This is a genomic window from Nocardia aobensis NBRC 100429 (assembly GCF_000308375.1).
Taxonomy (GTDB): domain Bacteria; phylum Actinomycetota; class Actinomycetes; order Mycobacteriales; family Mycobacteriaceae; genus Nocardia; species Nocardia aobensis.
The window spans coordinates 1-1,881 of the sequence record NZ_BAFQ01000238.1; the positions used below are offsets into that span (position 1 = coordinate 1).

General features: G+C 65.9%; 1 protein-coding gene. It reads left to right on the plus strand.

The genetic code is table 11. The features are described 5' to 3' along the window. Nucleotides 1-610: 610 nt before the first annotated feature. Nucleotides 611-1,858 carry an IS110 family RNA-guided transposase gene (locus RJ03_RS27410; RefSeq protein WP_036507593.1) on the plus strand — a complete coding sequence of 416 codons (1,248 nt, stop codon included), beginning with the start codon at nucleotides 611-613 and terminating at the stop codon, nucleotides 1,856-1,858. Nucleotides 1,859-1,881: the final 23 nt, after the last annotated feature.

Sequence of the window (1,881 nt, forward strand, 5' to 3'; positions counted from 1 at the left end):
CCTACTTATTTCGTAACGATTGGTTCGACGCCTCTTGACGCCTTACGGTCTCGTGGCTTGTGAGTTCTGAACACAGGCTGGCGCGGTGGGCGCCGGGTATTCGTTGCGTGGTTCGGCCGCGGTGACTCCTGGCTGCTCCCGGGACCTTCGAGTCCTCCTGCAAGGCGGCGAGCGTCGCGGCCGGACCGATCAGCTTCGCTGGCCATCGACCGCTTTGGGTACTTCTCGGACGCAAAGTCCTTACCGAAGACCTGCGGTGGTGGACGGTGAATGCTGCCGCCTCGACCCCTACCAACAACCGGGGCTTGGAGCTCTCGTGCAAGGCCGCGGGCGAGGTGGCGGCGGGATCGGTCGGGCAGGGCATCGATACGGTGTGTCGGCCCCGTCCGGCCGTCGTAATCGATTGGGATAGCTCGTGGTTCGAGCCCTCCCGCACGACCAGACGCCCCGTGATTCGTGAGCTTCGAGCTCTGAGGAAGACCGGTGCCGTGCGGGTGAGCTGGGATCGCGAACAGCTCATCGGAGGCAAGCCCATCGAGGCTCGTAAGTAGGGCGCTGCGCGTTTCCGCCAGGGATACGGACCACCGGAAACACCTGATGGAGGACCAGATTGAAAAACTACTGCGGCGTGGACTGGGCCGAAGGCCACCACGACATCGCCATCGTCGACTCCGACGGCAAACTTGTCACGAAGAAACGCATCGGCGATGACCCGACCGGTTTCGCGGAACTGACTCAGCTGCTGGCCGAAGCCGGTGATATGGCCGAGGACCCGATCCCGGTCGCGATCGAAACTCCGCGTGGTCTGATGGTCGCCGCCCTGCGCGCCAGCGACCGGCCGGTGTTCGCGATCAACCCGATGGCCGTTGCCCGCTACCGCGAACGCCACTCCATGGCCCGCGCCAAGTCCGATCATGCCGATGCGATGACCCTGGCCAACATCCTGCGCGTTGACGCACACATGCACCGCCGGCTGCCCGCAGACACCGAACAAGCTCGAGCCATCGCAGTGCTGGCCCGCGCCCAGCAGGACGCGGTCTGGCGGCGCACCAAGGCCGGCAACGAACTCCGGTCGCTGCTGCGTGAGTACTACCCGGCGTTCCTGGCCGTGTTCGCGGGGAAATCCGCCACCAATCTGGCCACACCCGAAGCTCGCGCTGTCCTGGCCATCGCACCCACCCCGGCCCACATAGTCAAACTCACCAAGACACGCATCGCGACCGCGTTGCGCCGCGCCGGTCGCCAGCGCGGTATCGACGCGCTCGCCGGCGAGCTCCTCGAAGGCTTGCGTCAACCACACCTGCGGCAACCCGAACTGGTGGAGAAAGCCCTCGGCCGCCAGGCCCTGGCGCTGCTCGCCGTTCTCGACACCGCCTGCACCGGCGCCGACGATCTGGAACAAGCCGCGGCCGAAGAATTCCGCAAGCACCCCGACTACGCCATCATCACCAGCTTCCCCGGCCTCGCTGACCTCGCCGGCGCCCGGGTGCTCGCCGAGATCGGCGACGACAGAACCAAATTCGCCACCGACCGCGCATTGAAGGCCTACGCCGGATCCGCGCCGGTCACCCGAGCGTCGGGCAAGACGATCTCCATCACCCACCGCCGGGTCAAAAACGACCGCCTGGCTGCCGCAGGCTGGATCTGGGCGTTCTCGGCCGCTTCCAGATGCGGCCCCGCCCGTGAGCATTACCAACACCGCCGAGCGCATGGAGACCGGCACGCGGCAGCGCTGCGGCACCTGTTCAACAAAATGCTCGGCCAGCTCCATCACTGCCTCCAAACCCGCGAACCATTCGACCCCGTCAAAGCCTTCGGCCACACAGTGGCCACACCACCACGACGGGCAGCCGCTTGACTTTTAAAACCATCGGAGGTCTT